Annotated in this window: 27 protein-coding genes; 8 read left to right on the top strand and 19 right to left on the bottom strand. The window is 68.7% G+C overall.

Annotated features, from left to right (window positions below; translation table 11 throughout):
- Positions 1 to 20 precede the first annotated feature (20 nt).
- Complete coding sequence (locus ABD793_RS15890; protein ID WP_344860491.1) at positions 21 to 605, top strand: QsdR family transcriptional regulator; 585 nt, start codon at positions 21 to 23, stop codon at positions 603 to 605.
- A gap of 64 nt (positions 606 to 669) precedes the next feature.
- Here the strand turns inward: ABD793_RS15890 and ABD793_RS15895 are convergent, their stop codons facing one another.
- The 4 genes from ABD793_RS15895 to ABD793_RS15910 all read right to left on the bottom strand — a co-directional run bounded on the left by ABD793_RS15895 (position 670) and on the right by ABD793_RS15910 (position 4,381).
- A complete protein-coding gene (locus ABD793_RS15895) occupies positions 670 to 1,437 on the bottom strand; it encodes an alpha/beta fold hydrolase (RefSeq protein ID WP_344860493.1) in 768 nt (255 codons plus the stop codon).
- A 162-nt stretch (positions 1,438 to 1,599) separates the two neighbouring features.
- Positions 1,600 to 2,364, bottom strand: coding sequence for a TetR/AcrR family transcriptional regulator (locus ABD793_RS15900; RefSeq protein ID WP_344860495.1), 765 nt, complete (start codon positions 2,362 to 2,364; stop codon positions 1,600 to 1,602).
- Between the two features lie 252 nt (positions 2,365 to 2,616).
- Positions 2,617 to 3,576, bottom strand: a complete 960-nt coding sequence (locus tag ABD793_RS15905) for an alpha/beta fold hydrolase (protein ID WP_344860498.1) — start codon at positions 3,574 to 3,576, stop codon at positions 2,617 to 2,619.
- Positions 3,577 to 3,676: 100 nt separating this feature from the next.
- The gene (locus ABD793_RS15910; RefSeq protein ID WP_344860501.1) at positions 3,677 to 4,381 is read right to left on the bottom strand and encodes a GntR family transcriptional regulator; all 705 of its coding nucleotides are present in this window, start codon (positions 4,379 to 4,381) and stop codon (positions 3,677 to 3,679) included.
- Between the two features lie 112 nt (positions 4,382 to 4,493).
- Here ABD793_RS15910 and ABD793_RS15915 point away from each other — a divergent pair, with 112 nt between their 5' ends.
- Genes ABD793_RS15915 through ABD793_RS15925 form a run of 3 tightly spaced genes read left to right on the top strand, consistent with a single transcriptional unit; the run spans position 4,494 to position 6,630 of the window.
- Entirely contained in the window at positions 4,494 to 4,787 is a 294-nt protein-coding gene (locus ABD793_RS15915) for a hypothetical protein (protein WP_344860504.1), read from the top strand.
- Between the two features lie 30 nt (positions 4,788 to 4,817).
- Positions 4,818 to 5,690, top strand: coding sequence for a fumarylacetoacetate hydrolase family protein (locus tag ABD793_RS15920; RefSeq protein ID WP_344860506.1), 873 nt, complete (start codon positions 4,818 to 4,820; stop codon positions 5,688 to 5,690).
- 19 nt (positions 5,691 to 5,709) lie between these two features.
- Positions 5,710 to 6,630 (top strand): VOC family protein, encoded by a 921-nt coding sequence (locus ABD793_RS15925; RefSeq protein WP_344860508.1) that lies wholly within the window; start codon positions 5,710 to 5,712, stop codon positions 6,628 to 6,630.
- A 600-nt stretch (positions 6,631 to 7,230) separates the two neighbouring features.
- On the opposite strand, the gene ABD793_RS15930 is transcribed toward ABD793_RS15925, so the two are convergent.
- A complete protein-coding gene (locus ABD793_RS15930; RefSeq protein WP_344860511.1) occupies positions 7,231 to 7,791 on the bottom strand; it encodes an NUDIX domain-containing protein in 561 nt (186 codons plus the stop codon).
- A gap of 242 nt (positions 7,792 to 8,033) precedes the next feature.
- On the opposite strand from ABD793_RS15930, the gene ABD793_RS15935 reads away from it, so the two are divergent.
- From ABD793_RS15935 to ABD793_RS15950, 4 genes are all read left to right on the top strand, one after another.
- The gene (locus ABD793_RS15935) at positions 8,034 to 8,375 is read left to right on the top strand and encodes a hypothetical protein (protein WP_344860514.1); all 342 of its coding nucleotides are present in this window, start codon (positions 8,034 to 8,036) and stop codon (positions 8,373 to 8,375) included.
- Between the two features lie 744 nt (positions 8,376 to 9,119).
- On the top strand, positions 9,120 to 9,719 hold the full coding sequence (locus ABD793_RS15940) for an ANTAR domain-containing protein (protein WP_344860517.1): 600 nt from the start codon (positions 9,120 to 9,122) through the stop codon (positions 9,717 to 9,719).
- A gap of 1,600 nt (positions 9,720 to 11,319) precedes the next feature.
- Positions 11,320 to 11,646 (top strand): hypothetical protein, encoded by a 327-nt coding sequence (locus ABD793_RS15945; RefSeq protein ID WP_344860519.1) that lies wholly within the window; start codon positions 11,320 to 11,322, stop codon positions 11,644 to 11,646.
- A 343-nt stretch (positions 11,647 to 11,989) separates the two neighbouring features.
- The gene (locus ABD793_RS15950; protein ID WP_344860522.1) at positions 11,990 to 12,346 is read left to right on the top strand and encodes a hypothetical protein; all 357 of its coding nucleotides are present in this window, start codon (positions 11,990 to 11,992) and stop codon (positions 12,344 to 12,346) included.
- 334 nt (positions 12,347 to 12,680) lie between these two features.
- Here ABD793_RS15950 and ABD793_RS15955 read toward each other — a convergent pair whose 3' ends face one another.
- The 14 genes from ABD793_RS15955 to ABD793_RS16020 form a co-directional block, all read right to left on the bottom strand.
- Positions 12,681 to 13,595, bottom strand: coding sequence for a carbohydrate ABC transporter permease (locus tag ABD793_RS15955; RefSeq protein WP_344860524.1), 915 nt, complete (start codon positions 13,593 to 13,595; stop codon positions 12,681 to 12,683).
- Positions 13,592 to 13,927 (bottom strand): carbohydrate ABC transporter permease, encoded by a 336-nt coding sequence (locus ABD793_RS15960; protein WP_344861045.1) that lies wholly within the window; start codon positions 13,925 to 13,927, stop codon positions 13,592 to 13,594. The genes ABD793_RS15955 and ABD793_RS15960 overlap by 4 nt, the downstream gene beginning before the upstream one ends.
- A gap of 60 nt (positions 13,928 to 13,987) precedes the next feature.
- The gene (locus ABD793_RS15965) at positions 13,988 to 14,461 is read right to left on the bottom strand and encodes a carbohydrate ABC transporter permease (protein ID WP_344860526.1); all 474 of its coding nucleotides are present in this window, start codon (positions 14,459 to 14,461) and stop codon (positions 13,988 to 13,990) included.
- Between the two features lie 318 nt (positions 14,462 to 14,779).
- Positions 14,780 to 16,753 carry a hypothetical protein gene (locus tag ABD793_RS15970; protein ID WP_344860528.1) on the bottom strand — a complete coding sequence of 658 codons (1,974 nt, stop codon included), beginning with the start codon at positions 16,751 to 16,753 and terminating at the stop codon, positions 14,780 to 14,782.
- Complete coding sequence (locus ABD793_RS15975) at positions 16,750 to 17,628, bottom strand: 5'-methylthioadenosine/S-adenosylhomocysteine nucleosidase (RefSeq protein ID WP_344860530.1); 879 nt, start codon at positions 17,626 to 17,628, stop codon at positions 16,750 to 16,752. Before ABD793_RS15975 ends, ABD793_RS15970 begins: the two co-directional genes overlap by 4 nt.
- 180 nt (positions 17,629 to 17,808) lie before the next feature.
- A complete protein-coding gene (locus ABD793_RS15980) occupies positions 17,809 to 18,507 on the bottom strand; it encodes an NUDIX hydrolase (RefSeq protein WP_344860532.1) in 699 nt (232 codons plus the stop codon).
- A gap of 292 nt (positions 18,508 to 18,799) precedes the next feature.
- A complete protein-coding gene (locus ABD793_RS15985) occupies positions 18,800 to 19,168 on the bottom strand; it encodes a carboxymuconolactone decarboxylase family protein (protein WP_344860534.1) in 369 nt (122 codons plus the stop codon).
- Between the two features lie 12 nt (positions 19,169 to 19,180).
- Positions 19,181 to 19,984 carry an SDR family NAD(P)-dependent oxidoreductase gene (locus ABD793_RS15990; RefSeq protein ID WP_344860536.1) on the bottom strand — a complete coding sequence of 268 codons (804 nt, stop codon included), beginning with the start codon at positions 19,982 to 19,984 and terminating at the stop codon, positions 19,181 to 19,183.
- The gene (locus tag ABD793_RS15995) at positions 19,981 to 21,186 is read right to left on the bottom strand and encodes a cytochrome P450 (RefSeq protein WP_344860538.1); all 1,206 of its coding nucleotides are present in this window, start codon (positions 21,184 to 21,186) and stop codon (positions 19,981 to 19,983) included. Before ABD793_RS15995 ends, ABD793_RS15990 begins: the two co-directional genes overlap by 4 nt.
- 9 nt (positions 21,187 to 21,195) lie before the next feature.
- Positions 21,196 to 21,390, bottom strand: a complete 195-nt coding sequence (locus ABD793_RS16000) for a ferredoxin (protein ID WP_344860540.1) — start codon at positions 21,388 to 21,390, stop codon at positions 21,196 to 21,198.
- Between the two features lie 113 nt (positions 21,391 to 21,503).
- Positions 21,504 to 22,145: a TetR/AcrR family transcriptional regulator gene (locus ABD793_RS16005; protein ID WP_344860542.1), complete on the bottom strand. Its 642-nt coding sequence runs from the start codon at positions 22,143 to 22,145 to the stop codon at positions 21,504 to 21,506.
- Between the two features lie 48 nt (positions 22,146 to 22,193).
- Positions 22,194 to 23,273 carry a pyridoxal-phosphate-dependent aminotransferase family protein gene (locus tag ABD793_RS16010; protein WP_344860544.1) on the bottom strand — a complete coding sequence of 360 codons (1,080 nt, stop codon included), beginning with the start codon at positions 23,271 to 23,273 and terminating at the stop codon, positions 22,194 to 22,196.
- Positions 23,270 to 24,097: an ABC transporter permease gene (locus tag ABD793_RS16015; protein ID WP_344860546.1), complete on the bottom strand. Its 828-nt coding sequence runs from the start codon at positions 24,095 to 24,097 to the stop codon at positions 23,270 to 23,272. Before ABD793_RS16015 ends, ABD793_RS16010 begins: the two co-directional genes overlap by 4 nt.
- Positions 24,094 to 24,963 carry an ABC transporter permease gene (locus tag ABD793_RS16020; protein WP_344860548.1) on the bottom strand — a complete coding sequence of 290 codons (870 nt, stop codon included), beginning with the start codon at positions 24,961 to 24,963 and terminating at the stop codon, positions 24,094 to 24,096. The genes ABD793_RS16015 and ABD793_RS16020 overlap by 4 nt, the downstream gene beginning before the upstream one ends.

A 24,963-nucleotide genomic window follows, 5' to 3' on the forward strand; every position in this document is an offset into this window, starting at 1 on the left:
CGGTGGGTAAACTGCGGCTCGTGCCGAGTTCCGAGCTGCGCAGCCAGCCTGCCGATCCATCGCCGGGAGAACGGGGCCGGGAGGCGGCCGTGCGGCTGGCACGCAAACAGTTCCTGGATGGGCGACGGCTCGAGATGCGGACGATCGCCGAGGAGCTCGGGGTCAGCCGGATGACTCTGCACCGCTGGGTCGGAAGCAGGGACAAGCTACTGGGCGAGGTGAACTGGGCACTGGCCCGGCCGACCCTGGACCAGTCCCGCACAGCGGCGGCAGGCACCGGGGTGGACGCGGTCGCCGAGACACTGCAACGTTTCATCGTCGCAGTGCGCGCGGCACCCTTCATGCGGGCCTTCCTGAAGCAGGAAGGTGAAATCGCACTGCGCGTTTTGACCACGAGCAGTGGCGACACCCAGCGGAATTTCATCGGCTACGTGCGGGCTTTGCTGCTCGAGGAGCTGCCGGAACACGACTTGCGGTTGCCGGTCGACGACATGGCCTATCTGGTGGTCCGCATCGCGGAATCCTTCTGCTACGTGGACCTGATCACCGGAGACGAGCCGGATCCGGCCAAAGTGGGGCCCGCGATCCGCGCACTGCTGTCGTGACGGTTGTGGTCGGCGCCGGACCATCGCGTGGCGCCGGCCCCGGCACGGAGGGCCGGCCGAGTGGTCAGCTCAACGCCGCCGGGCGTGCGCCGAGGAAGTCGTTGATCTCCTTGGCGATGGTTTCGGGTATTTCGTAGCACGCGAGGTGGCCGGCGTCGGCGAGCAGGACCAGCCGGCCGCCGGGAATCCGGCGTATGTCGGCGATTTGCGCTTCCTGGTCGACCACGACGTCTTTCCCGCCGATGAGGTAGCAGACCGGCACCTGCAGTTCGGGCAGCTGTTCGGCCATGCTGGTGTAGGCGCCTTCGCCCAGCCAGCCTTTCCACATCTGTTCGGTGACGGTGGCCATGGTGCGCGGCAGGTCGGTGGTCTTCTCCGATTTCCGGGAGATGCCGAGGACCCCGGCAGCGATGGTTTCGCGGTCGCCGTATGCGGAAAGGAAGCCTTCGATCACCTGGTCGCCGGCGTGCGTACCACCGGCGTTCCACGGCATGACACCGACGACCGCGGTCGTCTCGGCCGGATGGTCGAGCGCTATCCGGACGCAGATCGCTCCCCCGAGCGACGTTCCGGCGAGCGCGAACTTCGTCAGGCCGATCTCCCGGCACGCCTCGACCACGGTCTCACCGAGATGGTGCAGGTTGCCGTCCGCGGCAGCACCGGCCGAGCCTGCGTGTCCGGGCAGGTCCATCAGGATCGTCCGGTAGCCCTCGAGCAGCGGGGCGACCTCGGCCCACGCCTCGGTCGAACAGCCGAAACCGGGCAGCAGCACCAGAGCCCGTTCTCCGGTGCCGAGTTCCTGGTAGTGCATCCCGTTGCTGGTGGTGGCCACGGGTGGCTCCTTCCGCCGTCTGTTACACACCATGATATGTAACAGACCGCACGCCGTCGAGGCCTGTCCGCGGAGTTCCAGGTCAGTTCGCGTTTTCCGGTGAGGACACCGCTCGCCGGGGGACGCTGACCGGCATCGGCGAGCGGGATCAGCCGGCCGGGATCACAGGTCGAGGATCCGCTCCAGGTGGTCGATGTCCTGGCGAAGCATTTTCACCGCGGCAGCGGGGCCTTCCCCCTCCGGCACGTGGCCGTCCGCGCGCTGCAGTGCGCCGACGGCCATCTCGGCCAGCTGGTCGATGACCGCTTCCGGGCTGTCCCGTCCGCCGGGGTGGAACCACCACGCCACCCAGTTGCACATGCCGAGCACACCGAGTGCCGCGACGCGGGATTCGACCGGGCGGAACCTGCCCGCGTGGATACCCTCGTCGAGCACACCGGCGATTGTCTTCAGCACCGCCTTGCGGCTTTCGTCGTAGGCGGCGGTGAGTTCCGCGGGCAGTTCGGCCTCCGACCGGATCAGCAACCGGAACCGCTCGGGCTGCGTCACGCGGCGGCCGACGACGATTTCGACTATTCCGCGCAGCTTCTGCACCGGGTCCAGATCGGTGCGGGCCACCAGCCCGCCGAGCTCGTCGAGCGGGCCGTCGGTGACCTCGGTGACCAGCTTGGCCAGCAACTCGTCCTTGCTCTTCACGTAGTAGTACAACGCCGGACGCGTAATCCCCAGAGCATCAGCAATATCCTGCAAACTCGTCCCGGCAAACCCCCGCTCGGCAAACAATCGAGTGGCATGCTCGTACAACTCGTTCTCCACCAGCTCCCGACGGGAAGTGCTGATCGGCGACGGCTTGCCGGCACCGTCGTCACGAGACGCCGACGATGCCGCCTTCTTGCGTGCCGCACCTTTGGGTGCACTTCCAGTCATGCTCGCCATGGTAGATGCGAAGGCCAGCGAGAACCGTCCGAGGCGGACGATTCCCCAGCGGCAGGCGGGTGCACCCCGCACCGTGCAGCTTGCGGCCGCCCGGCGGGGCACCGCTACGCGAGTGCGGCTTCGCGACGGTGCACCTCGACCGGCCAGGTGTCGGCCAGTCCGGGGTGCCGGTCGTTCCTGCCCTGCAACGAGCCGACCGGGGAGTTCGTCCCACCCGCTGCGTGAGTCGGCCACAGTGGACAGTCACGCCGCCGGGAGTCCCTCGGCCCATTCGATGACCGTGCGGGCATACAGTTCGGGATCGGCTTCGTGCAGGGAATGCGGCTGGTCGGGGAACGAGCGGTAGGTGAACGGCTGACCGGCCGCTTCGACGAGTTCGCGCACACGCTGTACCTGTACGTCGGCAATCGCGCCCAGCAGATGGCCGGTGCCCGGATCGATCTGCCGGGAGTGGTGTGTCAGCAGGACCGGCACCCGGACTCCGCTGAGCATCGTCTCGTGGTCGCAGCCCACAGTGGCCCGGCCGGACACGAACGACCGCGCCCATTCGGGGTCGTACTCCCGCAGGTGCTGCGGCGGCTCGCGGACGGCGTCGGCATCGAAGCTCGCCGAGCGCGGCCGCAGCGCGGCCGGGAGTTCGTCCGGCAGCGCCTGCTGCAGCCCGCGCCAGTCGCCGATCGACCACTGGTCGCCCAGCCATTTGCTCCAGGCCGCGAAGAGCGGCCCGGCGCCCTGGCGGATCGACGGACCGCACGCCGGGTTCACCTCCGAGGCGAACAGCGGCGGGTCCTCGTAGACGGCCGCCCGCACCTGTCCCGGCTTGGCGTACGCGGAAAGCCAGGCAGCCAGCACCCCGCCCGAGGAGAGCCCGCTGACCAGCGTCGGCCGCCCGATCACCAGGTCGATGAACCGCACCAGGTCGTTACCGAACACATCGAGGGTGTAGCGACCGGGGGTCCACGTGGAGCGGCCCTGCCCGCGAAGATCGACCGCATGCACCTGGAAGTGCTCGGCCAGCAGCGGCAACGCTTGTTCGTAGCCCCACCACGATTCGGTCTGCGCCGGGATCAGCAGCAGCGCGGGCCGGTCCGGTTCACCGGTCACGACGTAGTTCATCCGGATCTCGCCGAGATCGACGCTGTGCTCGGCGAAGGCATGCGGCACGAACGAACCTTCCCGGTCCTCCGCGTGCAGTACTGGCATGGATGTGCACTCCCGATCTGTCGAACGAACACGGGGATCCGGCACCGGAGCATGGCCGGCGCCGAAGTATCCCGGGCAGAATTCCGGCCGCCGCCGGTCGTCACGACCGGCGGCCTGCTTCGACGGTGTTGGGTTCGTCGGAGGCGCCCCTGATCACCAGCTGGGCGGTGTGCGCGATGTGGTCGCGCAGCAGTTCGGCCGCCCGCTCGGCTTCTCGCGCAGTCGCGGCGTCGAGCAGCGCCCGGTGCTCGGCGGCGACGTCGCGATCGGGTTCCTGTCCGAAGGACACCGACCACTGCAGGTACAGCGCGGCTTCCTCGCGCAGCCCGAGCGCGGTGGCGAGCAACCGGCGGTTCGGGCAGCCGGCCAGCAGGGCCCGGTGGAACGCGGTGTGCGCGGCCGCCCATGCGTCCGTGGGGTGGGCGGTGTCGTCTTCGCTGAAGTACGGCGTGCGGTCGAGCAGGTGGTGTGCGGCGACCGCCTGCGACTCCCAGTGCATGTCCCCGTTCAGCACCGACAGGTACAGCACCCGCGACTCGACCTCCACGCGCGCGTAGGTGAGGTCGGCAAGGTCTTCGTGCGACAGCGGCACCACGCGGTATCCCTGATGCGGCTGGGATTGCACCAGCCCTTCGCCCACCAGCCGGGTCAGCGCCTCCCGTGCCGCGCCGACGCTGGTGCGGTAAAACCGGGACAGCTCGGGGAACTTCAGCCGCTGCCCCGGCACGAGGCGCCCGCCGAGGATGTCGGCACGCAGCCGTTCGTAAACGCCACCGGGACGCGTGCGTTCCTCCGACTTCACCATAGGAACACCCTAACACCAGTCGATGCTGACACTAACTTTCGAAAGCTGGTTGACATGTCGCATACGGCCGCGTACACCAGAAGAGACCACGCCGGAGGCGGAAGAGGCGGACATGCGGGACGGGGTTCACAGCGCGGTGGACGTGGTGATCGTGGACGTGCTCCCGCTCGACGACCGGGAGTGGTCGCCGATGAACCGGCAGCTCCGCGGTCCGGCGCGCCCGATCCCCCTCGGCCGGGTCATCTGCGTCCACGACGAAGCGCAATCGAGGCAACGGGACAAGTGGATGATCGCGGGCGCGGACGGACCCGGCCCGGTCCTGCCGCTCGCCGAACAGCCGATGCCGGTGCCACCGCCGGCCGCATCGACGGCCGCCGGAGGCGCCGCGGTGCCGACCTCGTCCTGAGCACACCATCGACAAGGAGAACCGATACTCATGCGCATCGCGAATCTGGACAACCGGGCCGTACTGGTGCACGGCGAGCAGGGCGCCGAGCGCACGGTCGACCTCGCCACCGCGTCCGGTGGCCGTTTTGGTCCCGATTTCCCGGCGCTGTACCGATCTTGGGACGAGTTCACCGCGTGGGCGGCGACGCTCGACCTCGGCGGGCCGGCGGCGGATGCGGCCACGCTCGAGCGCGCCCGGCTCGGACCGCCTTCGCCCGCCCCGCGGCAGGTCTTCGCAATCGGGCTGAACTACCACGCCCACGCGGCCGAGTCCGGCTTCGAAGCCCCCACCCGGCTGCCTCCGGTGTTCACCAAGTACGTCTCCAGTTTCTCCGGGCCGGACAGCGAGGTCGTGCTGCCTCCCGGCGGCAACGTGGACTGGGAGGTCGAGCTGGTCGCCGTCATCGGCCGCGAGGCGAGCGCAGTCGACGCGGCGGACGCGTGGGACCACATCGCGGGCCTCACCGCGGGCCAGGACATCTCGGAACGCGTCTCCCAGCTCGCCGGGCCGGCACCGCAGTTCGGGCTGGGAAAGTCCTTCGCCGGCTTCTCCCCGCAAGGTCCGTGGCTGGTCACCCCGGACGAGCTGGCGGACCCGGACAACCTCGAGCTGGGCTGCACGATCGACGGCGAGGAGGTGCAAAAGGGACGGACGAGCGATCTGATCTTCCCGGTCGGCAAGCTGGTCGCCGCGCTGTCGCGGAACGTGACGCTTTATCCGGGCGACGTGATCTTCACCGGCACACCGGCCGGGGTCGGCGCCGGCCGTGACCCCCAGCGCTTCCTGCGCGCCGGCGAGCGGCTCGACAGCTGGATCGAGGGGATCGGCGAGCTGCACCAAACCTTTGTCACAACGACGTGATCCAGGAAAGGAGCCTGTCATGGCACTGCACGGGCTGGGCAAGGTCACCATCGGCGTGCCCAACGTCGAGGAAACCATCGCCTACTACACCGATTTCGGCCTGCAGCCTCGCGGCAGCGGGGTGTTCGCCACCCGGGACGGCGGCGAGCAGCTGGAGATCGTGCACGCGCCTCGGCGGCGGCTGGTCGAGCTGGCCGTGGCCGCCGACGACGCCGACGACATCGCCGCGATCGCGAGCAGGCTCGGCAAGCTCGGCGTGCCGGTCGAGCACGAGGCGTCCGTGCTGCGCGCGGTCGAACCGATCACCGGAACGACCGTGAAAGCCGTGGTCCGGCCGCGGATCACGGTCGACCCGGCGCCACCCGCGACGCGCTACAACGGACCCGGCCGCATCGAACGCAGCGGCCGGGCACCGTTCCTCGCCCGCGAAGCGGTGCAGCCGCGCAAACTCGGCCACGCCGTGCTCGGCACCACCAACCTCCAGGCCACGATGGGTTTCTTCACCGAGGGACTGGGTTTCAAGGTCAGCGATTACATGGGCGACCGGGCCGCGTTCCTGCGCTGTTCGGTCGAGCACCACAACGTACTGGTCATGGCCGCGCCGGTGAGCTTCCTGCACCACACCAGCTGGCAGGTCGACGACGTCGACGACGTCGGCCGCGGCGCACGCGACATGCTCGAAGGCAACCCGGAACGGCACATGTGGGGACTGGGCCGCCACCACGCAGGATCCAACTTCTTCTGGTACCTCAAGGATCCCGCGGGCAATTTCTCCGAGTACTACGCCGATATGGACACCATCCCCGAGGACGAGCTGTGGAGCCCGGAAGTGCTGCACGGCCTCGCCGGGCTCTACTCGTGGGGACCGCCCCCGCCCCCGTCGTTCCTCGAACCCGACGACCTCGCCGCACTGATGACCGGAGCGCACAGCGCCGGCTGACCCGCTGCACCAGGACCGGTACCACCATCCTGCGCACGGCGTCCGGCACCGCGCGGGTGACGAGGGAGGTGGCCGGCGCCAGTGCCCGCAGGGCCAGTGCGCCGAACACCGTCAGCGACCGTCGTCGATCTTCTCGGTGCCGGTACCGGCCTGGTGCACACCGCTCTTGACGCGTTGGCTCGGACGGTGGCCTTGCGGAGGTCGCCACCGCAGGAGGGTGAGCCGCCGTTGGCCGCGCATCCGCGACACCCCGGTCGAGGTGCTCTGCGACCGCGCCGGCTTCACCCGTGGCGCCTTCTACTCCAGCTTCGCCGGAAGGAAGAGCTGTTCCTCGCGATCTGCGAAACACAGCTGGCCGGACGCGCCGAATCTGCTGAGCTGCGTGGACGCTCCCTGCCCGGCCGCCGAGTTCGCCCACCCCGTTCCGTGGGACGGGCACGACCGCCAAAGCGGCCGTGCGGATGACCACAAGCGCGCTCGGTCCGCGCCACCGCCGCCGTGACCGATGCTGCCCGGCGGCGGACTCCGTTCCCACGGCCGGGGTTCGCACCCTGCACCACCAGCTCGACCAGATCGGGCCCGCCACGCCGGGAATCCGACTTACGCGGGCGGAAACGCAAGCACATGCAGCAGGCCAACCTGCGACGATGCACCCAGGATCGCACCCTTCGCGATGCGCGCACGCACCGAGCCCAGCGAAATCCAGGCGATCCGCTCCGCCTCGTTGACGTCCACTTCGTCGCCGATGTATTCCGCGGCGCGGGAGAGGAACAGCAGGTTCTCTGCGTCCGCCACGCCCACGTTCGGCTGCAGGGAGACCAACGGCTCGGCGCTGCGCGGCCGCCAACCCGTCTCCTCCTCGACCTCGCGCGCCGCCGTGTGGACCGGGTCCTCGCCGGGATCGACGTAGCCACCGGGCAGCTCCCAGACCCACCGATCGAAGATCCATCGGTGCCGCCACATCATCAGGACGTTCTCCAGAGCGTCGTCGAGTACGACCATCATCGCGGCCTTCGGCGACCGCATGACGTACTGCTCGAACTTCACGCCGTCCGGCAGCTCGACTGAAGCAATGCTGAGGCGAAGCCGGCGCGTGTCGTCGACTGAGCGCTCGCCGTGGATCGTCCACCGTGTCTGCTCCGAAGGCGGATCGGAGTCCATGCGCACAACGTACCGGAGTCCGCGGCAGCCGAATTGCCGTCGCGCTTGCCGTCGCGGCAGCCGGACCGAATGCGTATCGAACCGATCGAGCTACGAAAATCCGGTCAGAGATTCGCGCCAGCACACGATGGTGGAACGATCTGGAAAAACGCCGGCATCCGCCAGTACGTTTCTCGGGCGTACCCGGCCTGGCGGAACGTCCCCGCGGCCGCGCAATCGTCAATCCCCCAAGGAGAACCCGTATGCTCAAGAAGATCGGTCTCACGGCTGCCGCGGTGGTGGCAGGCGCGCTGCTGTCCGGTGGGGCTGCCTTCGCCGACACCCATGGCGAGCACGGCGGCTCGGCCGGGCAGGTCGGTCTCGTCAACCTGAACAACGTCGACGCACTGCACAACGTCAACGGCACGCTCGGATTCTGCGGCAACGACGTGAATGTGCTCGGCGTACAGGTACCGATCCGCCACTCGCTGGACGGAATCGGCGTGCCGGTGCTCTCGCCGGGTGACCACACGGCGGCAGGCAATTCCCCGGAGAACTGCGCCTCCGGCACCGTCGTCGACGGCGGCAGCATCCAGCACAACTGAGTCTTCGCGTCCGGCCGCCCGCGGTGGGGCGGACGCCGGCCGAGGCGCGAAGCCCGACGGTTCGCACCCGTGTCGTGCAGGTGTCGGTACCGGAACCGGGCCCCGACATACCGGTTCCGGGCCGAGCCTGCGCCGACGGCGGGCGACGTCGGCACGGATGGGGCCGGTGGCGGCTGCCTGAAGCCGCCGCCGGCCCCATCCGGGGTGCCCGGCACCGCGACCGAAGTCCTGCAGGACAGGACAATTTCCTTTTCGCTGCTACGGAATTCGCTTCCCCCGTCGAACAGCGTTGCGCTTCGGCCGGGACGGAGCTGCCCGCCGCCACGGTTCGGGGAATCGCGCAATTACGGCCGACGAGTGCACACTGCACGCGGCGGCCGCTTTGGTGTGTGCGGTGATCGGCCGGGGCGACGATCGCACTTTTCCACCACGAGACGGCGGGTAATCGGCGCTCTCCTCGCTGCGCACCCGGACCGGCCGCGGCGTTGATCGTTTTCGCAGCTGGCCGGCTTCCCCGGCACAGGGACCGGGAACAGCTCGTGCGTTTGCTTTTGCGGGTGCACGTGCGGTGTGCATTTTGTGATCAGGACACGGTAAGTTGGTCTTCCTAACGGCCAAGCAGCGCGCCGCAGCCATGTCGTCGTACGCGCTGGGAGGGTTCCGTTGAAAGTGTCAAGACCTGGAGCAGGCGGCGCGCTGTCGGTTCGTGTCGAGCTGGGGGCGTCGGTCACCACGGTGGCCGCGGTGGGTGAAGTGGATCAGGCGACGACCCTGGTGTGGCGTGCGGGGTGGCAACGGCTGTGGCACGCGGAGGTCACCGCGCCGGTGGTGCTCGCGGATTTCACCGGCGTCACCTTCTTCGGCTCGGCGGGGATCACCGTGCTGCTGGACGTGTTGCGGGAGGTACGCGAGCGCAGGCTCACGCTGGTGATCGCCGCGTCCGGTCCGGCTCGGCGCTCCCTGCAGATCGCCGGAATCGACTCGCTGGTAACGCTTTACGACACCCTCGACGAGGCACGAACGCACACCGGCACCGCCCGCGCCGAGGAACGGCCCCCGCACGTCGCGCACTGGAAGCCGTCCGCGGCAGCGCAGCCGGGCAAGGACGCGAATCCGGCGGAACTCGTCCGGTACCTGCGCGCCGAGAACGAGCAGCTACGCGAAGCCCTCGACCGGCGGACGGTGCTGGAGCAGGCGAAGGGCATCGTGATGGCTCAGCACAAGGTGTCACCCGACGATGCGTTCGAGCTGCTGAAGCGGCTCTCGCAGCACACCAACGTCAAGGTCTACGATCTCGCCCTGCAGCTGATCAGCCGGGTCACCGAATCCCGCGCCCGGCAGTGAGGATCAGCCGAGCCGGGGCAGCTGATCGGCAGCCGGGACCTGGTGTTGCCCCCGTGGAGGTAGCCGTACCCGTCGACCACGTCGGCCGTCGACCTTGCCGCCGGACAGTTCGGCGGGCAGCGTCCGCCTGTGCGCGGCGAAGTACCGGAGGTAGGCCCCGTCCGGCGACGTGGCGCCGCGCACCCCTTGCCCGGCCCGATCCGGCGAACTGCAGGCACCTCGCCGTCACCCTGGCGTGGCAACGGTTTTGCCAACCACACCAACGGATCTTCCAGATGGCATTACCTTTCCCGCGTACCGCTGGACGGCGGCCGATCGGTTTCCTCCGGCGGCAATCCGCACCGGCCAGGAGGACTCGGCCGCATTCGCCGGAATCGGCGGCGCGCGCATGCTGCACGGCGAGCGGCAGACGAGCTGGCCATCCCGGCACGGCCCCCGCAGCCAGCCACGACCGGCGCCCCAGCGACCTCGGACTCCGGCGTGGGCGGTGTTTGGTGCCGGGCGGCGAGTTCAGCCGGTGCTGTGACTGATCCTCTTCTGCGCGGAGCGTGTCGCGGCGGCCGTGACTGTCGCGGTCGCGGTCACCGTCGCTGTTGTGGTCGTCGTCGCGCAGCTGTGGGCCGGTTGGTAATTGCGAATTTCCCTTTCACGAAGTCCGGTTGAATCACCCTGCGACGGCTCGGGCAAAAACCGCCGGCCGACCTGGGCCGGACACGGGTATCCCGCTGCATACGGTATTACTCCATTATTCCCGGCAATCTGGCATTCGCGTGAACGGGGATCCAGCCGGATCCACCCATTGGTCACTCTGCGCATCCGGAGTCGTCCATCGGTGCAGGTCAAGCCTGGTCCAAGGCGGTGCCACTCCCGACACATCGCACTCACCGTGGAGCTTCGGCGGGTACGTCGGGTGACAAGAAACCACTCGATCGTGGGGTTTCTGCTTCGTGATGCTGGGTAATCAGCGCAGTTTTCCTCCGGTGAAAAAGACACTCGTCGGAAGGTTTTTCCGGGTAGCTGCTGCCTGCGTATCCGGTCGGTCGCTATTGTTGCGGGCACTGGGAAGTGACCTCGGATCCGGGTTCGCCGCCGGATCGCTCCCGGTGCCGGGGACCTGACAACGAAGGTGCCGGGAAGATCGCATTCGCAGTGGTGGAGGGCGCCCAGGCGGTGAGAAACGTCGCCGGGGCGTTCTCCATGAGGGAGACTGTGTGGTTTCGGTTTACTGTCCGCATCCGGTGCTCTTCACCGGATTCACCACCGTTCGCTGCCCGCGTCAGCTGTTTTCGCATTTCGCGGTTGCGCCTTCAATCGATACCGGGGGTATCGCCCGGTCCTCCGGGCCGGAAACGGCCCGGCCGCGCCACCCGCCCGCTTCGCCCGCAGATTCCCGGTGCACCAGACCGGATACCGCTGCTTCCGGGGAATCCGTATCATGGGTGCCGGTTCAGCCAGCAGCCGTGGAAGGACGTGCCCTCGCGGTGCGCCCGCCGTCGGCTGTCCTTCCTCATCAGGCCTCCGCTTCTTCGCGTTGGCGTAGACACTTCTCGTCCACCCCGGTGGACTCGGTGGGCTCGGGGGAGGAATGGACAGTCATCTCATGATCGGCGCCCCTGGCGTCACCTACACCGCGAGCCTGGTGGCCATCACCGGCGACCGGCTCATCCATCCGTCCGACGCGCAGAACGACCTCGCGCGGATCGTGGTGCGGTGGGCGCGGGCGTGGGCGCCCGAAACCTGGGCCGCGCGCCAATACTTTGCCGCACTGGGCATCGGCGATGACGAGGAACCGCGGTACACCGATCGGGACGTCACCGGCTGGCTGCTGCTCCGGCCACAGCTGGGATCGCTGGCCTCGCAGGTGCGCTCGAGCACGCTGGACGTAGCCACGGCTCTCGCAGCGGAAGCGGAGGCCTGGCCGGACTGACCGTCGGATCCCCGGAAAAACTCTGCATCGCCACATTGGCGACGCAGGGTTATTTCGCGCGCCCGGAAACTTCCCCTTTCCCGCAACGCCGGAAAACACATTCCCGGCCACCGTGGAGAAAACAAGCGCACGACCTCATCGGTTACCCCGAAAGTGGCCCATCCGGCCGGTCAGCGGATCACATGCGGACACAATAGTGGCATCAGGTGGAAATAACACCGGAGCGTCGGTACGTTTTTCCTCACACGGTTCGGAGTACACACCTGCATTGCCGAAACCGCGTACGCAATCGTCAGAGTCGATGATCGTCAAGGGCGATCGCCGAAGTCCCAGAGGAGTCAGCATGTTGAAGAAGATCGGTATCGTCACCGCCACCATGGCGGCAGGCGCGTTCCTGTTCGGCGGCATTGCCGCAGCCGACACGCAGGACGGCCACCACGGCCACCACGGTGACGGGGGCAAGGGCCAGGTCGGACTGGTGAACCTGAACAACATCGACGTGCTGCACAACGTCAACGCCACGGTCGGCGCGTGCGGCAACGACATCAACGTGCTCGGTGTGCAGGTCCCGGTCCGCAACGCGCTGAACGGCATCGGCGTGCCGATCCTGTCCCCGGGTGAGAACGAGGCGTCCGGCGAGTCTCCGTACAACTGCGCCTCTGGTGGCGTGGTGGACGGCGGTAGCGCCCAGGGCAACTGATTCTCCTGCCGAGGCCGCCCGCTGTGTGTGCGGAACGCCGGCCGAGGCACGGAGTCCGACGGTACGCGTCAGCGTCATGACCTCGACCCGGAGCGCGGATAGAGCTGCACACTCCTGATCCGCGCCCCGGGCGTACTCCGGCGCCGCGCGCCGTCGGCACGGGTGGGACCGGCCTCCTGGCCCAGGTCTGCGTCGGTCCCACCCGGCGTGCCCGACACGATAACCAACCCCCGCGATCCGGGCGAGCGCAACGCCGGGATCGCGCATTTTCGCGCGCACGGGCTGCCGTTGTGCCGGAGTTCCGGAGTTCCGCCCCGGCCCGGTGTCCGGCAGGCTATGTGACGCTCCCCGCGGTCAGGCCGGATCGCCAGTACCGCTGCAGCAGCAGGAACGCGAGCACCAGCGGCAGCAGGGCGAGCAGCGACCCGAGCACCACCAACGGGTAGTAGTCCGGATCGATGGGCGCGAGCGCGTTCCAGCTGTAGAGGCCGAGACTCAGCGGATACAGCGAATCGTCGGACAGCATCACCAGCGGCAGGAAGAAGTTGTTCCAGATCGTCGTGAGCTGGAACAGGAAAATGGTGACGTACGCCGGGGTCAGCATCCGCAATCCGACCGCGAAGAACCCGCGCAGTTCGGTGGCACCGTCCACCCGCGCCGCCTCCAGGACCTCGTCCGGGACGTAGCCCGCCGCGAACACCCGGGCGAGGTACACGCCGAACGGGTTGAACAGCGACGGCACGAGCACCGACCACACCGTGTTGGCCACGCCGAGCCCGGCGGCCAGCAGGTACAACGGCAGGGCCAGCACGGTCGCCGGCACCATCACCGAGACCAGCACCAGCGTGAACAGTGCGCCCTTGCCGGTGAACTCGTACTTCTCGAAGACGTAGCCCGCCGCAGTGCTCAGCAGCGCGCCCACTGTCGCACCGGCGACCGCGTACAGCGGGCTGTTGCCGTACCGCTTCAGGCAGCCACCGTCGTCCGCGCTGAGCAGGGCACCGATGTTGTCGAAGAACGCGAAGTGCTTGAGGCTGAAGAAGTCCGAGGAGAACAGGGCTTCGGCGTCCACTCCGGACGCCAGCAGCAGCCACAACAGCGGCAGCAGCGCATAAAGCACACTGATCCCGGTCACAACATTCGCGAACACCGGCGCCGCCCAGCGACGGCGGATCCGGGCACGGGGCGCCTGCGACGGTGCAGCGGACGAGCGGGAGTGCCGCGGACCGCGGGTGACGATCTGTGTCATGCTGCGTCCCCTTCCGGTCGGGAGCCACGTGCGGCACCTCGGGTCACGAGGAACGACAAGGCACAGCACACGATCAGCAGCAGCACCGAGGCGGCCGAGGCCAGGCTGTGGTTGTTGCGGACGAACGCGGCATCGAAGATGTACATGTTGGGTGTGAAACGGGGCCGGATCAGCGGCGTGACCTGACTCAGCAGCATGGGTTCGGTAAACAGCTGCAACGCGCCGATCATGGTGAACAGGACCACCGTGACGACCGTCCGGCGGATCAGCGGGACCTTGATCGTGACTGCCGTGCGCATCGGTCCGGCACTGTCGACGGCCGCGGCCTCGATCGTTTCCCTTGGCACCGCCCGCAGTGCGGCGAAGAAGATGACCGTGGTGTAACCGAGTCCCTACCACAGCGCGATGTTGACCAGCGACGGCATCACCAGGTCGAGTCCGCGGAAGTTCACCGTGATCGACGCCTTGTCCAGCGCCTTGACCACCGGCGAAATGCCGGGTGTGTAAAGGTAGAGCCAGATGACGCCGCCGATGATGCCGGGAACGGCGTGCGGCACGAACAGCACCGTCTGCATGAACCGGCGCATCCGGACGGCTCCGGAATCGAACAGCAGCGCCAGGACCAGCGCTCCCACGATCACCGCCGCGATGAACAGGACCGCGTACAGCAGGGTGATCCCGGTGCCGCTGAGGAAGCTGGGATCGGACAGCACCACCGCGTAGTTGCGCAGTCCGGCGAACGACGTCACACCGTTGCCGAACCCCAGCACGGAATGCGACTGGGAAAAGAAGCTCAGGTAGAGGGAGTACGCGGTGGGGACGACGAAGACCACCACGAGCAGGACGAGGAACGGGCCGAACAGCAAGCCGACGGCAACAGCAAGAGCAAGTCGGTTCCCCCGCCGGGCCGGAGCACCAGCGCCACCGTCGTGGCGAGTGCCGCGAGTACCGCGTACATCCGCCGGCCCCGCCGCGTGATCCGCGACGTCTGCTCGTTCTTGAGGGCATCGTGTTCCGCCAATCGGATATCCCTGGCCGGTTCTCCCGGCGCAGTCCCGCCGGCGTGCGCCTCCCTCGGCGGCCGGTCGTCGTTTCTCCCGGATCGATGCCGGGTGGCCGAGGGGAACGCCTGCCGGGTGCCGGCGGGGTTACCGCGTCCGGCCGGCACCCGGACGGAGCACAGGTCAGTCCGACCAGACACTTGACCACAGCTTCCGGCGTCCGGTTTCGAACTCGATCCAGTCTCGACCCTGGTGCGCCACCGCTTCCAGTACGGGAAGAGCTGCGTCCATCCCGGAGGTCTCCGCGACGAGACCTTCCAGTTCAGCATCGTCGACTTCCGCGTCGTTCACCGAGTCCAGGCGTTCGCTGATGCTGAGGATCTCCGCGCCGTCCAGCAGCCGGAGCCGGAAATGGCGGTTGCGCACCGGCCGGTCAGCCCGCTTCTTGGACGTCTTCTCGGCCACGCTGAACGACGCCGACGCGATCCGGTCGTATCCGAAGACCTGCCAGTTCTCGTTCTTCACCTCGCCGGTGGTGAAGTCCAGGTACACCCTCGAGGACCGGACGCCGTGCCGGGTGAGCAGGATGACCGTGACCAGGTACGCCGTGTAGCGCGGGGGCCCGTGCAGAACCACCCCGCGCCGGGAGAACGGCGCCAGCTGGTTGATGACCACATGGGACACGAGGTCTTGTTCGGCGATATTGCCTGCGCGCAGCGCTTCGGCCTTGAGGTGTGCCTTGTCCAGGGCCAGCCAGCGGGCCATCTCGCCGTCCATCGGACGGTCGGCGAGTTCCGCCCGCCACCGGTGGTACTCCGCCGTCTCCTCGATCAACAGTGCTTCCGCCTCGGCCAGCTGGAATCGGGCGGCGCGGCGAATCCCGAAGACCTCCACCACCGTGGGCAACGCGAACCAGCCGCCCACCACGAGCGGCACGACCTGCCAGCGCAGCGCAACGAGCAGGAGCGCCAGACCGGCCACGGTCACCAGAAAACCGAGGGCCTGCCAGCGACGGGTGCCCCGTGGGGCGGCAAGCGCCGATTGACCCTGGAAGTAGGCGCTCTGCCATTGCCGGGCGACCCGGCGTGCATGCCAATCGACCAGCCACTTGATCTGCCGGACAGGCTGCGTGCTGTACCCGAACTGGGCGTTGAACCGCCGCTTGAGACCCGCGCAGTACCCCGCGGTGAACTGCGGCCAGTTCTCGGCCTCCTCGGGACGAGCCTCGCGGAAACAGCGCTCGACGAGATTGTCGATCGCCGTCGGCCTGCGCTGCCCGTCTTCCGGTACCGGGGCGTTGCTTCGGAGCGCCGCGTGCAGCAGCTGCGCGGCATGCTCGACGCCGTGCCGGACCAGCACGGAGCAACCCGCCACCAGCAGCAACAGCCCGCCCCAGAAGGAGAATGTCAGCGAACCGAAGAACAACCCCGCGAACGCCAGCACAGCGACAATCCCGCCGACGACCGCTGGCCTGCGTTCGGCGAGGTCGGGAAGGAAGGTCTGCGGCCGGTACCTGGCAGGCGCTGCCGGTTCGGGCTCGAAGAACTTCCATGCTCGTCCCACGCGGTCCGCGGAGAAGCGCTCCGCTCCAACCTTGTTCTTGCGCTCCGCATCCAACTGCTGCTCGACCACCCCACTCACGAGCAGCGAAAGATGCCTGCTGATCTCGTCCTGCCGTTCTGCGGGCAGATCGCCGAAGGCGGCCACCGCCGTGAACGAGACGTCACCACTGTTCGACCGGACCTGGTCGAGAAGTCTCCGGACGACGTCGTGCGCCCGCGTCCACTCGTCTTCCGGCAACGACTCGGAAACCTTGCCGGCATCGCGGATGCCGGTTGCCTGTGCCGCAGCGAGGTCTCCGAAGCCACGCTCGCTGAGCACCGAGAGCACGTAGTAGTAGGCACGTTCCGTCGACGGGTTGCCGTTGAAGACAAGCGCGCCGAACAGGTTTTCGGCACGCCGCGGGACACCACCGGTGAGATAGGAGAGTGCGACATCGTGCTTGCGTTCGGCAGTGTCGTCCTCGCTCACGGTGTAGACGGTCGCTTCATGGAAGACGGTGTCCCCGTACTGCACACCGATCTGCTGGTCGACGTGGGCGTTGTCGGAGGCGACGTTCTGGTTGCCGACGTGCGTGCCAGCCGCATCCTCGGTCACCGAAACCGCCGCCCAGAGCCGAAATTGACCCCGATCTGCTGACCGACGCGGGCGTTGTCCTTTGCAGTGTTCTTGTTCTGGACGACCGCGGCCGAAGGCGCCTGCGGCTGTTCGTCACCAGGGGGCCCGTCGTCGGGTTCGAGCGCGGTGATCAGGGCGACGGCGAATGCCGCGGCATTGCGGGCCGCAAGCCGCTGCCCACCTTCGCTGTCCGAAGCGGCTTTGGTGCCGTCCGACTTGTCGCTGATGCCGCGCACCGACACCGCGCGAACCTGATCTCCAAGATGGGCGGCGTGCGCAAACCCGGAGCCCTCCATCTCGACGGCCACCGCATCGTTGTAGTTGGCACGCAGTCTGCGTACCAGCTCGGAACTGCGGGAGTCGATCACGACGTCGCCCACCGCGACAGCCTCGAAGTGGACGACCGGTGCGTCGCCGTCGGCCAGTTCAGGCAGGAACGAGCGCCAAGCGTCGCCCCGCGGCAACCTCCTGGCTTCCTGGTCGAGACGATGCGAGACGGACCAGGCGGACGGGCGGACCAGGAACTCGTCATCCTCGCTTTTGCCACCCTGGTACGAATAGATCTTGGTGGCCACCACGACGTCGCCGATCCTCAGCCACTCCCGCAGCCCGCCCGCGATTCCGACGAACACCATGGCAGCAGGGTTGAACTCGGTGTTCGCACGCTCGGTGAGCGTCGCGGCCGCGGTGGTGCCCGTGCCGGTCGACACCAGCGCGACACGGTGGCCTGGGTGGCCCGCCACCGTGCCGACTTCGAACACGGTGCCGGACGGATGCCGATGCGCTCGCACATCGACCAGATGCTCCAGCACCGCGTTGTACTCCAGATCAATCGCAGTCATGATCACATTCACCGGTTCTCACTCCACCTTGGTTGTGGGACCTCGGGAACGGACGCCCACGAGGCGTGCGACGAGAGCAGGCATGGCGTGCCGGTGAACTTGGCAGGACCACGCTTATTGTCATGATGACATGAACGGTGAATCAAGACAAGTGGCAACACAAAGCCAATGGTCAGTTTGACAAGAACTATCTCAGGCGCCGAAGCGTGACCGCATCATCGGCGGGACCAGCTCCGTCGCGGATCCGGCACGGTAGAGAGCGGCGGGCCTGCCGGTCGCCGAAGGTCGCTTGCCACCGGTGGACACGACGAAACCGTCGGCGTCGGTGACCTTGCGGTGGAAGTTCGGCTTGTCCAGACCGACCCCCCACACCGCCTCGTAGACCGCACGCAGGTCGCCGATGGTGAACTCGGGGCCGCAGAAGGCGGTGGCGATCGTGCTGAACTGCAGCAGCGTGCGCGCCAGGTCGACGGCATCGGCGAGGATGCAGTCGTGGTCGAAGGCCAGCCCCGGATCGGCGACCTCGGCGACCGGCACCCACCTGGCGGCACGCGCGTCGGACCCGGCGACCGGCACCGGCAGGTCGGGTGCGATCGCGAGGTAGGCGCACGTCACGACTCGAGGACGCCGGGGATCCCTGTTCGGTGCGGAGTAGACACCCACCTGCCGCAGCCGCAGCGCCCCGGCGTCGAGACCGGTCTCCTCGGCCAGCTCCCGCGCCGCGGCCTGCTCCAGCGACTCGTCCCCGCGCAGGAATCCGCCGGGCAATGCCATCCGGCCTCGAAACGGCTCGTTCTCCCGTTCCACGAGCAGCACGCTCAGCACACCGTCCCGAATGGTCAGGATGACCAGATCGGCGGTGAGCGTGACGGTCTGCCGGGCGCGGCTCATGTGCGAAGACTACCCACACCCGACCACCCCATCGCTCCATCGTCACCCTCGGCAGTGCCTCTGGTACGCCGAGAAACGAGTAGAGGTGGTAGCGACGACCGCTTCAGTCGAGTCCGAACCGGACAGGATTCACCCGAAAGTGACGCACCCGTCCCGTTCCGTCAAGGCGCGGTGATTCTGCCCAGCCATGCCTCAGAACACCAGGCCGGGCGGCCGGTTCGCATGGCCGCGCGCACCCGCGCCGGAGGTAAAGCTGTTGCTGCCTGGTGCTTTCCTGCCGAGGGGAAGCCGGTCAGCTGTCCAGTACTTCGCTGCCGGTCATTCGGGCCTTGTTGGCTGCGGGAAAGCCGGCGTAGCCGCTCGCGTGGTAGATCACTTCTTCCAGTTCTTCTCGGGAGAGGCCGTTCTGCCGTGCGATGGCGAAGTGGATCTTCAGCTCCTCGGTGGCACCCAGTGCGATCAGGATGCCGAGCGTGACCAGGCTGCGGGATCGTCGGTCCAGGCCTTCTCGCGTCCACAGTCTGCCGAAGACGTTCGTCAGGCTGAGCTCGCCCAGTGCTGCGCCGAACGCAGTGTCCGGCAGGCCGTTCTCCACGTCGGCCGCGGCTGCCGGGATCATTTCCCGGACCAGGCGGAGGCCGTTTTCCCGATCATCGGTCATCGGCTGATCCTTTCACGACAGTCCATTCCGGAGGGTGCTGCCACCGTCGACGGGCAGTACGACGCCGGTGACGAACGCGGCGTCGTCGGAGGCCAGGAACAGTGCGGCGTTCGCGACGTCCCAGGCGGTGCCCTGCCGTCCCATCGGGATCATCGCGGCCCGTTGCGCGGCCACCTCGTCCCGGCCGGTGCCGGTCGCGCGGGCGACGGTGTCCACGCCCATGGGGGTGTCCACCATGCCGGGCGCCACGCAGTTGACCCGCACGCCGTGCGGCGCGTACTCGAGGGCCAGCGAGCGGGTCATCGAGTGCACGGCGGCCTTCGAAGTCGCGTACGCGATCGCCTCGCCGCCAGCCATCAGGCCGGCCATCGAGGAGATGTTCACGACCGCGCCCGCACCGTTGGCCCGCAGATGAGGCAGTACGTACTTGCACGTCAGCCACATGCCGGTGAGGTTGACCTCGAACCCGGTGCGCCATTGCTCGGCGGCCAGGCGCTCCGTCCGCCCCGCGGGCACGAACCCGACGTTGTTGTGCAGCACGTCGATGCGGCCGAACGCGGCGAGCGCCGCCTCCGGGATGCCCCGACAGTCCACTTCGGACGTGATGTCGGCCTGGTGCGCGCGGACCGCACCACCCGCATCGCGGACCAGCGCCGCAGTCTCCTCCGCGGACCCGAGATCCCGGTCGACGACCAGCACGCGTGCGCCATGGCGGGCGTAGGTCAGACAGGCGGCGCGGCCGTTGCCCGTGGTCTCCCCCGCGGTCTGCCCACCGCCCACCACGAGCACCGTGCGCCCGGCGAGTTTCGCGGTCACCAGGTCACCGGAAGCTCGTGCAGGCCGTACACGATGTGGCTGTCGCGGAAACGCAGCTGATCCTCCGGCACCGCAAGCCGCAGCTCCGGCAGCCGCTGGAACAGCCGCGGCAACGCCGCCTGCAGCTCGACCCGCGCGAGGTTCTGGCCGAGGCACTGGTGCACGCCGTGCCCGAAGGCCAGGTGCCGGCGCTCGGCACGGGTGACGTCCAGCTCCTCCGGCGCCGCGAACACCGCCGGATCCCGGTTGGCCGCGGCCAGCGAGCAGATGATGCCCTCGCCCGCCTTGATCAGCCTGCCGCCCACCTCGAGGTCCGCCAGCGCGCAGCGGCGCGGCTCGGTCTGCACGATCGTCCAGTACCGCAGCATTTCCTCCGCGCACGTCGCCGCGTAGGTGTCCGGATCGGACAGCAGTTCGACGCGCTGCTCCTCGTCCCGGATCAGCGCCAGCACGCCGAGGCTGAGCATGTTCGCGGTCGTCTCGTGCCCGGCGCCGATGACCAGCTGGGCGAGGCGCACGACCTGCTCGAAGGTCAGTTCACCACTGGGCAGATGCCGGTTGACCAGCCGGCTGAGCAACCGGTCGTCCGGCTGCTGCTGTTTCTGCTTCGCATACCGGGCGAGAACTTCGTTCAGCTCGTGCATCGCGGCGACCTTGTCCTCGGTCGGCGCCGCCAGGTCCGTGGCGAGATGCGCGGCACGGGTCACGATCGGGCTGTCCACCAGGTCGACGCCGAGCAGTTCGCAGATCGCCCCGGTCGGGATCGGCAATGCGAAGTGCCGCACCAGGTCCAGCGGCCGCGGCTGGTCCAGCATCGCCTCGATCGCCTCGTCGACCAGCTCCTCGATCCGCGGCCGCCACGCCTGCGCCCGTTTGGCGGTGAAGTCCGGGTTGAGGATGCGGCGGATCGGCATGTGCTCGTCGCCGTCCTTGCGGAAGAACATGCCGCCCTCGACCTGCGGTTGCGCGGCACTCGTGTTCGGGAAGCCGGGTTCGGTGACGTCCGCGCCCACCCGCGGATCGCGAAGCACCTGCTGCACCTGGTCGTAGCCGGCCACCAGCCACGGTTCGCTGCCGTCCCACAACCTGCCCCGGCGCGGACTGCCGGATGCACGGGTCTCGGTGTAGAACGCGGGCGGCGCGTACGGACACGCCCGCGGTGCGGGCAACGGCGTGGCGGGGGTTTCGTCAGTCCGGGTCATCGCTGCTCCTCAGTCTTCGACGGCGATGACGGCGGCCGGGCACAGCGAAACGGCCTCGTGGACGGCCGCGGATTCGCCGTCGGGCGGGGTTGCGTCGAGCAGGACCACCACACCGTCCTCCGCACGCTGGTCGAAGACCTCCGGCGCGGCGAGCACGCACTGTCCGGCACCGCAACACCTGGCCTCGTCGATGGTCACCTGCACGGGCCCACACCTCCTCGATGAACGTCAGCACCGATGACTTTACAAACGTTTACTTACCAAGCGCAAGCGATACGACACCGCGTGAGCGTGCGGTCAACCACTACCGCACAGGGTTAGGAACGCCCGCCGACAAGGACGATCTCGTGCACCATCAGCTCGACGAACCGACGGATGTCGCCCCGCTCCCACACCGAGTTGATCAGCGGGGACAACGCGATCCGGCCGTGCACGGCGGTCCACAGATACATCGCGGCCGCGTCCACGTCGCCGACCTCGATTCCGTCCTCGCGCAGTCCGGACGCGGCCCGGCGCCACCGTTCGACCAGTTCCCGCGCCGGCGGTGCGGCCTCCGCGGAAACCTCGAACACGGCGGGCTCGACCAGGAACATCAACCGGAAGTGCCCGCGGTGCTCCGCGGCGAACGCGGCGTAGGCCTGTGCCTGCGCGATGAGCCGCTCCGCACCCGAACCGCCTTGGCCGGCCGCTTCGTCCATCGCCGCGAGCAGCCGCGCGAAACCGTCCAGCGCGACCGCCCAGGCAACCTCGTTGACACTGGAGAAATGCCGGTAGATCGCGGGAGCGGTCACCCCCGCCTCCCGCGCGAGCTCCCGCAACGACACCGACACCGGGCGCATCCGCTCGTCATCGGAGACCAACCGCGCCAGGGCCGCGACCGTATCGGCGCGCAACCGTTCGCCCTGCCCGCGCGGATTGCGCGCACGCCGGCCCACCGGTTCCTCGGCTCCCGTCCCCATCGCCTCACCCTAACCCGGCGCAAACCGGACCTCGGCGCGACGAACCCGTCAGAGCACTCCGGCGGCCCACGCGGCGGCGGCAGCGGCCGCTGCCGCACCAGGGTCGGTGGCGACGCCGAGTTCGCCGGCGGCGCGGGCCAGCGCCAGCACTCCGGCAAGCACCGCGTCGAACCGGGCTCGGGCGCCGTAGTGGTCCAGCCGGAGCAGTTTGCCGTGCGTCCGCCCGATCCCCTCGGTCCAGGGTGCGCCGAGCGAACCGGCTCGTGCGGCAAGCCGTTCCGCCGGGATTCCCGGGGGAACCGCGACCGTCGTCGCCAAGCTGTTCGCCTGCGCGTCCTCGGCCACCCAGAGGCGCAAGCCCGACGCCCGGATGCCGGCGCGAACCGCGTCGCGGGCCAGCACGTGCCGGGCGATCCGGGCGTCCACGCCTTCTCGTGCCACCGCCTCGAGGGTCTCCTCGGCCGCGGAAAGATCCAAAGTGGACGGTATACCGGGGATCGTCACCCGGCCGGTGTCCAGCCACCTGCGGCGCAGACCGGTGAGGGACAGCACCGACTCCGGCGCCCGCGGGTCCGCCCGTTTCGCCAGTGCTGCCCAGCCGGCCGGACTGACGGTGACCGCGGCCAGACCGGGCAGACCGCCCAGTGCCTTCTGCGGGCTCAGCACCGTGATGTCCACGTCCGGGTTCAACGCGAGCCCGCCGACCGCGGCAACCGCATCGGTCACCACGATCGCGCCGTGCTCCCGTGCCAGCGCGACGATCTCGTCGATCGGGTTGACCACCCCGGTGATCACCTCGGCGTGCACCACCGCGAGCACGCCGATCCCGGGCTCGGCTCGCAACGCGCTGCGCACCTCCGCCACGTCGATCGCGCGCCCGTCCGCAGCCGTCACCGGGATGACGGTGGTCCCGCCATGGGCGAGCCAATCGCCGAAAAGCGTGCCGTACGGGCTCGAAACGAGGTTCAACGCGGTCGTGCCCGGTGCCGCGAGGCTTGTGGCGACCGCCTCCAGCGCGACTGTGGCCTCCGCGTGCACCAGCACGGTGTCGGCCCGGTCCGCGCGCACCAGCCCGCCGAACGCATCGGCCAGCGCCGCGTACCGATCGGGTTGCCAGGTGGTGCTCATGATGCCTCCAGTACGGCAGGCCGGACTCTGCGGGACGAGAGCCGGTGCAGCAGCCCGGCCAGCGCGAACCCCGCGACGGTGATCAGCAGGACCGCCGTCGTCGCGGCGTACACCTCCGGCGTGGTCCCGTAATTCAGGCTGCTGTACAGGTAAACGGGCAGGGTGCCGACCTCGGGTGTGGTCAGGAACGTGGAGATCACCAGGTTGTCGAAGGAGAACACGAAGGCGAGCACCGCACCGGTCAGCACTCCGGGCAGCAGCTGCGGAACGACGATGTCCCACGCCACCCTCGCGGACGACGCGCCCAGATCACGTCCGGCGTCCTCCAGTTCGCGATCGAGGGTCAGCACTCGGGTCCGGACGAACAACGCGACCACGCTGATCGCGGTCGGCGTGTGCGCGGCCACGAGAGTGCCGAAGCCGAGCGGAATCCCGGCCTGGCTCGTGAACTGCAGGACCGAAACGGCGAACACGACTTCCGGGATGATCAGGAACAGGTAGACCAGACCGGACAGCGTCCGGCGGACCCACGCCGCGGGATGCCGGACGAGCGAGTACCCGAGCGCGCTGCCCAGCAGCGCCGAGACGACCGCAACCACCGCGGCGACCGCCAGCCCGGTCCCGGCCGCGGAACGCAGGGAATCGTCGGCCCACGCGCGGAAATAGCCATCCGGGGTCCAGCCGGTGAAACGGGCGGACTGTTTGCCCTGGACCCCTGCGTTGAACGAATAGACCACCGTCAGCACGAGCGGCAGGTACAGCACCACCAACCCGGCCGCGCAGACCGCGCCGAGCACCAGCCGGGCCCGCCGGGATCCGGTCATCGGCGGTCCTCGTCGAAGCCGCGGGTGAGCCGCAGCAGCAGCGCGACCAGCACCGCGACCGACACCAGGACGAGCACCGCGACGGCCGAGCCGAGCGCGTAGTTCTGCGACTGCAGGTACTGCGACTGCAGCAGCTGGCCGAGCAGCAGGCCGCGGCCGCCACCGAGCAGACGGGGCACCACCAGCTCACCCAGCATCGGCACCGCGGTCAGCAGCACCGCGGTGGCGATTCCCGGCCGGGCCAGCGGGAGCACGACGGTGCGCAGCCTGCGCCACGCACCCGCGCCGAGATCCGCCGCGGCATCGGTGACCGACGGGTGGATCCGGGAGAACACGAGGTACTGCGGCAGGATCGCGATCGGCAGGTAGCCGTAGACGATGCCGATCACGACCGCGCCCTGGGTGCCGAGCAGCCCGAGCGGGCCGTCCAGCAGCCCGAGCGCGTGCAGCACCTTCTCCAGCGGGCCACCGTCGGAAAGCAGTACCTGCCAGGAAAGCACCCGGATGAGGAAGCTCGAGAAGTACGGCAGCAGGATCGCGGCCAGCAGGAAGTTCGTCGCCCGCCCCGCCTTGCGCGCGATGAAGTACGCCACCGGCATGCCGAGCAGCACGCTGATCGCGCTGCACAGCACCGCCGTGCCGACGGTACGGGCGAACGTCTCGGCGTAGAGCCCGCTGAACGCCCTGCCGTAGTTGTCCAGGGTGAAACCGGGCACCACCTCGCCGAAACCCGGATGTCCGAAGGAAAGCACGACGGTCAGCAGCAGCGGCGCCACCGCCATCGCGGCCAGCCACCCGCCGGGGGCCGCGGCGAGCAGATGGGGCAGGACCGCACTTCCCCGGCCGCGGACTTCTCGTCGCGACAT

The sequence above is a fragment of the Amycolatopsis ultiminotia genome (assembly GCF_039536925.1).
GTDB classification, from domain to species: Bacteria; Actinomycetota; Actinomycetes; order Mycobacteriales; family Pseudonocardiaceae; genus Amycolatopsis; species Amycolatopsis ultiminotia.

What these genes read in the sequence shown, in the direction of transcription:
- ABD793_RS15905 (WP_344860498.1), bottom strand. Translation starts at nt 3,576, where the DNA reads ATGCCAGTACTGCACGCGGAGGACCGGGAAGGTTCGTTCGTGCCGCAT.
- ABD793_RS15920 (WP_344860506.1), top strand. Translation starts at nt 4,818, where the DNA reads ATGCGCATCGCGAATCTGGACAACCGGGCCGTACTGGTGCACGGCGAG.
- ABD793_RS15980 (WP_344860532.1), bottom strand. Translation starts at nt 18,507, where the DNA reads ATGAGCCGCGCCCGGCAGACCGTCACGCTCACCGCCGATCTGGTCATC.
- ABD793_RS15955 (WP_344860524.1), bottom strand. Translation starts at nt 13,595, where the DNA reads ATGACACAGATCGTCACCCGCGGTCCGCGGCACTCCCGCTCGTCCGCT.
- ABD793_RS15995 (WP_344860538.1), bottom strand. Translation starts at nt 21,186, where the DNA reads ATGACCCGGACTGACGAAACCCCCGCCACGCCGTTGCCCGCACCGCGG.
- ABD793_RS16015 (WP_344860546.1), bottom strand. Translation starts at nt 24,097, where the DNA reads ATGACCGGATCCCGGCGGGCCCGGCTGGTGCTCGGCGCGGTCTGCGCG.
- ABD793_RS16010 (WP_344860544.1), bottom strand. Translation starts at nt 23,273, where the DNA reads ATGAGCACCACCTGGCAACCCGATCGGTACGCGGCGCTGGCCGATGCG.
- ABD793_RS15925 (WP_344860508.1), top strand. Translation starts at nt 5,710, where the DNA reads ATGGCACTGCACGGGCTGGGCAAGGTCACCATCGGCGTGCCCAACGTC.
- ABD793_RS15945 (WP_344860519.1), top strand. Translation starts at nt 11,320, where the DNA reads ATGATCGGCGCCCCTGGCGTCACCTACACCGCGAGCCTGGTGGCCATC.
- ABD793_RS15930 (WP_344860511.1), bottom strand. Translation starts at nt 7,791, where the DNA reads ATGGACTCCGATCCGCCTTCGGAGCAGACACGGTGGACGATCCACGGC.
- ABD793_RS15950 (WP_344860522.1), top strand. Translation starts at nt 11,990, where the DNA reads ATGTTGAAGAAGATCGGTATCGTCACCGCCACCATGGCGGCAGGCGCG.
- ABD793_RS15935 (WP_344860514.1), top strand. Translation starts at nt 8,034, where the DNA reads ATGCTCAAGAAGATCGGTCTCACGGCTGCCGCGGTGGTGGCAGGCGCG.
- ABD793_RS15910 (WP_344860501.1), bottom strand. Translation starts at nt 4,381, where the DNA reads ATGGTGAAGTCGGAGGAACGCACGCGTCCCGGTGGCGTTTACGAACGG.
- ABD793_RS15985 (WP_344860534.1), bottom strand. Translation starts at nt 19,168, where the DNA reads ATGACCGATGATCGGGAAAACGGCCTCCGCCTGGTCCGGGAAATGATC.
- ABD793_RS15900 (WP_344860495.1), bottom strand. Translation starts at nt 2,364, where the DNA reads ATGACTGGAAGTGCACCCAAAGGTGCGGCACGCAAGAAGGCGGCATCG.
- ABD793_RS16005 (WP_344860542.1), bottom strand. Translation starts at nt 22,145, where the DNA reads ATGGGGACGGGAGCCGAGGAACCGGTGGGCCGGCGTGCGCGCAATCCG.
- ABD793_RS16020 (WP_344860548.1), bottom strand. Translation starts at nt 24,963, where the DNA reads ATGTCGCGACGAGAAGTCCGCGGCCGGGGAAGTGCGGTCCTGCCCCAT.
- ABD793_RS15915 (WP_344860504.1), top strand. Translation starts at nt 4,494, where the DNA reads ATGCGGGACGGGGTTCACAGCGCGGTGGACGTGGTGATCGTGGACGTG.